We start from the raw sequence: 4493 nt of genomic DNA on the forward strand, positions 1-4493 counted from the left end.
TCCGGTGCCGGGCCGCCCAGCCGTAGGCGGCCCGGTCTCCCGCGGCGGAACCCGTGCGGGGAACGGCCCGTGGGGTCGGATCAGACCAGGTCGAAGCGGTCGAGATCCATGGCCTTGGTCCAGGCGGCGACGAAGTCCGTCACGAACTTCTGCCGCGCGTAGACCTCGGCGAGGGCACAGAGCTGGGAGTTGGGGCCGAAGACCAGGTCGGCGCGGTTGCCGGCCCCTTGACCTGGCTGCTCACGTCACAGGCCTCGGACTCGTCCTGCGCCGAAGACGTCGATTTCTCGGGGCCGCACGCCCGACGGCTACGTATATGCAAGCCAGAGGGGTTCGACCTTGATCAGAGCACGTGATGTGCCAGATTCCGTCCTCGTACGCCAACTACCGTCCTCGGTCGCAACTATGACTGAGCGCGATGGCTGGCTCTTGAGTGCGCCGGTCGACCCCCGATGCTGCAGAGCGCCGGTTCTGTCCGGTGAGCTTCTTTGAAGGGGTGTTGTCGGTGGGTGGTGGCAGGGTGCGTGCATGACGGATAGCGAGAGTGCCCGCATGACACGGACCCTGAGCGGGTTGCCGGCAGTGGCTCAAGAACTGCTGCGAGAGACGGACTGGACCTCTCACCGGCACGCATACGGCTCCGGCGAGGACATACCGGCCTCTCTGTGCTCTCTCGTGAGCGAGGATGCTGACGCGCGGGCCGAGGCGTTGGCCGCGTTGGACATGGGCGTGCTGCATCAGGGATCGCTGTACACGGTCACCGCACCCGCCGCGCTGTTCGTCGCCGCGATTCTCGACCATCCCATGGGCCTCGCCGAGCACGAGGGACACGTCCCCTGGGACGACAGGCCGCCGCGTAGAGTGCGGGCCGCCCTGCTCAGCTGGCTGGGACAGGTGGCTGAGTCGGCTGCCTACGGGGAGGATCCGGCTCGGGACCGAGCCAGCTGGGATTTTCAGCCCTGGCACGAGGACACGCGAGGCGAGCGCGACCCCGAGGAGCTCGCCGCACTGCAAGCGTGCCGGAACATCCGGCCCGCCCTGTACGACGCCGTCGAGCCGTTCCTTTCCTCCTCCGCCCCCCACATCTGTGAGACCGCGCTCGGCGCCGCAGTGCCGCTCCTTTCCGCCCCGGCCCTGGCCGACCGGGTACCGCGTGCCTCCGCATTGCTACGGGCCCGGCTGGGCGCGACGACGGGCCGGCGGGAGCGAGCCACCGTGGCGCGGGCATTGAGCCTGTGGGGGATGGACACCTCCGACCTGCTCGCCGACTCCGATCCGGCCGTGCGGGTCTGTGCCGCGCTCGGTCCCGTCCGAGTCGATCGGCCCCGCGCTCTCGCCGTGCTCCTCGACGCGCTGCGGGACCCCCGCACGACAGACGGGTGGTTCCCCGAGCCGCTGTACGGGGTCGACGGATGGTTCCGGTTCACCGTGCTGCGTTCCGCACTCGACCTGGCCGCATCGTTCGAGGAGGTGGCACCGGTGGCCATCGCCATGGTCACCGTCGGCCGCAGTTCCATCATCGACAACGAACGCGGGCCGATCTTGTTCAGAGCCTTCTCCGGCCGCTACGACCCGACCCGCTCGCTCACCTCCGCCCAGCGGGCCCTGCTGCAGGCGTTCGTGGACACTGACGAGGCGACGGGCAGCATCCGCGGCAACTGGTTGTGGTGCCGCGCGGCTGGACTGCCAGAGAACCGGGAGGGTATCGCTGCCTTGCTGTGACGCGGCTCGCCACCGCACCCAGTACCGATGATGTTCCCCGCCCGAGGGTGAGCATCGAAGTAGCCGTTTGTAGCAGCACAAGGCGGTGGCGAGTCCGAGGAAGGCCAGGTAGTTGGAGGGTTGGCGTTTGTAGCGAGGGCTGAGCCGACGGTACCCGGTCAGCCGCGACATCATCCGTTCGATCACCCACTCGCGTCGGCCCAGTCGTTCGCTGGACTAGATGCCTTCGCGCGCGATGCGGACTTCGATGTGCTTACCCCCATGACCATTTCCGCAGGTGGGGCGCGTCGTAGGCCTTGTCCGCGTGGGGCCGCTGGGGTTTGAAGTAGCGGCCGCGGTGGGTCGTGTCGCGTTTGGTGACCGGCGACCATGGGCCTCAGCGCGAGACTGTCGTGGACGTTGGCGGCGGAGAGGCCGAGGACCAGAGGCAGTCCGTTCGCGTCCGACAGGATGTGCATCTTGGAACCGGCCTTACCCAGGTCCACGGGGCTCGGACCTGGGTGGCCGCCCCCTTTCCTGCCCGCACCTGTGGGGAGTCGAGCACCACACGTGAGACGTCGATGAGGCCGGCATCGTCGGGGCGGTGCACCACCGCTTCATGGAGCCGGCCCCAGACACCGGCTCTCGACCTGCACCGACGGTGCACCGTCGACTTCGACACCCCGAAACACGGTGGCAAAGCCCGCCAGGAACACCCGCTGACCAGCACATAGACGATCGCCGCGAACAAAGTCTCATCAGGCGTGTCCAGTGCCCCGCCGCTCTGCGGCCGCATCTTCGACGGAGGGATGAGAAGCTTCACAATCCCCCACAACCCGTCCGGGACAATCCAACTCCCCGTCCGCTGAACCATGTGGGAGAGCCCTACCCAGACTCACACATAGGGCACGGTCTAAGGAGAGGGCCGCGACGGACCTGTCGGACATCAGACAGCACATACACAAACTTCGCGGAGAGGGCCAGAAGCGGTCACTCCGAGCCACGTTAGTGGCCATATCCCATGCTGACGATCAGTAGTTTTCAGCCTGCGGAATGCCTCCCCGGTCTCCCGCCGATCCCGAACTCGCCAGCCGCACACCTTCCAGGGCTTCTGAGCACACTGCGATCGCCGCCCCCAGGCGGTGACTTTCGCAAGCTTCCTTGTTTTGAACAGGTGGGCCCACCAGCGGAATGAATGTGCGAGCCGACAGAGACCGGGGCATCAAGTCGCTGCTCATACAGCGGTGTCGCAATCCTGGGCGGAAAGAGGCACTCGTCGTCCGCTTGTGAATCCCGGTGGTGGCCGCCACATCAGAATCACGATTCCCTGCAGGGCAAGACAGCCGCTGGTCAGCTTTGGTCTGTCCGGAACGAGGTCATGCTTCAGGTGGAAATTTCTTCGTCATGCCAGTGTGTCGCCGCATCAGCCTGACTCAGCCTGATGCGGCGACACACTGGCACCGATCAAGGAGAATTCATGAGCATGCGGTCTTCGACGCGGTTCCGTGGCGCGATCACTGGAGCAGCTGTCTGCTCTGCCCTCGCCCTGGGAACCGTGCTGGCCGGCCCCGGCACGGCAGTCGCCTCGACGGAGACGGGGCGGAACTCGACACCCGTCTCGGCGCAGGCTGCGTGTTCCGTCTACTGGAAAGTGGGAGTGGACTACGCGGGACTGACTGCGGGCTACAGCTGGGCGTGGAACGTCGTGATCAGGCAGGGAGACACCGGTGACCGGGTCCGCGAGATCCAGTGCCTCGCTATCTACCACGGCTACAGCCTGACGGTCGACGGGCAGTTCGGCCCCGCGACCAAGAACGCGGTCACCGCGTTCCAACGCGCCCGGGGAATCGGAGCGGACGGCATCGTCGGGTCCTCCACGTGGCGCCAGCTGCGCAAGTAGCGGGTCCCGTTCCACGGCCCCGAGCCGCCGCGCGGCCCGGGGCCGTGGAACGCCCAGCGGCCCAGCTACCGACTCAAGAACCGGCTCGCCGTCAGTCGCGCGCGACACCAACGTGGCCTGAACTGCAGGGGCCGTTACCTCGTCGGGCATCCTGGAGCAGTGAGCACGACCGCAACGTCTTCACTCAGCTTCGTCCCCGGCCCCAAAGACGATTCATGAGGCCGTGATTGGGTCCCGCTCGACGCCTACCGCGAGCCCAGGGTGGTTGAGGGGCTCACCAAATCTGCCTTCATTCGGTTCAACTTTAAGGTCGACGTCAGCATTCGAATCGGTAGTGGCGACTTCTCCTACGTCGCGACCTCCGTCTGCGTCCTGGACTTTGTCCTCATGCTTCATGCCGCGAGGGTCACGCTCCGTAAAGAGGCTTGCAGTGTTCGAGCTATCCGTCCGACAGGACGAATGGCACTTCATGCGGGACAAGGAGCTCAGCAGGTTGAGCACTCGATACGCCACCCGGGAGGGCTGGCGCTTCCGATCCGCGGAAGGGCATTTCCTGGCAGGTGCGTTCAATAACCTCGTGATGCAGTCGCTGAGGGACGCTCTCGCACTGATCTCCTCAAGGCAGCCCGCGACACGACGGAACCCCTACCTACAGATCCTTGCGAGCATCGGCTTCGACGCTGCCTGAGCAATCCTGATTTGTGCTGCTGGCTGGGCACATTCATCCGTACCTGTCCGAGAATTTATTTTATGGAGTACACCGACACCAGGCGGGTGACGGGTCCTGGGCTTTGTTCCGGTGCAGGGTGGCCCGCATCTTCGCCCCAGTGCCGACAGCGGATGACCTGCCTACGTCCCGGCGCCCAGGTGAGCGGCCGGGCAGCGGAGGCGT

General features: G+C 66.1%; 2 protein-coding genes and 2 pseudogenes. 2 read left to right on the forward strand and 2 right to left on the reverse strand.

All coding sequences use genetic code 11. The features are described from left to right. Nucleotides 1–80: 80 nt before the first annotated feature. Nucleotides 81–286, reverse strand: a pseudogene (locus ABZ267_RS12295) (hypothetical protein); the annotation flags it as partial. Between the two features lie 266 nt (nucleotides 287–552). On the opposite strand from ABZ267_RS12295, the gene ABZ267_RS12300 reads away from it, so the two are divergent. Then, entirely contained in the window at nucleotides 553–1722 is a 1170-nt protein-coding gene (locus tag ABZ267_RS12300; protein ID WP_356754954.1) for a HEAT repeat domain-containing protein, read from the forward strand. Nucleotides 1723–1770: 48 nt separating this feature from the next. Here the strand turns inward: ABZ267_RS12300 and ABZ267_RS12305 are convergent. Beyond that, nucleotides 1771–2575 (reverse strand): annotated as a pseudogene (locus ABZ267_RS12305) (IS5 family transposase); the annotation flags it as partial. Between the two features lie 783 nt (nucleotides 2576–3358). Between ABZ267_RS12305 and ABZ267_RS12310 the strand changes: the two are divergent. Continuing rightward, nucleotides 3359–3601, forward strand: coding sequence for a peptidoglycan-binding domain-containing protein (locus ABZ267_RS12310; RefSeq protein ID WP_356754952.1), 243 nt, complete (start codon nucleotides 3359–3361; stop codon nucleotides 3599–3601). Nucleotides 3602–4493: the final 892 nt, after the last annotated feature.

This window comes from Streptomyces sp. NPDC006174 (genome assembly GCF_040614075.1).
GTDB lineage: Bacteria > Actinomycetota > Actinomycetes > Streptomycetales > Streptomycetaceae > Streptomyces.

Bases quoted from the DNA above. Each gene is read 5' to 3' on its own strand.
- ABZ267_RS12300 (WP_356754954.1), top strand. From the start codon at position 553: ATGACACGGACCCTGAGCGGGTTGCCGGCAGTGGCTCAAGAACTGCTG.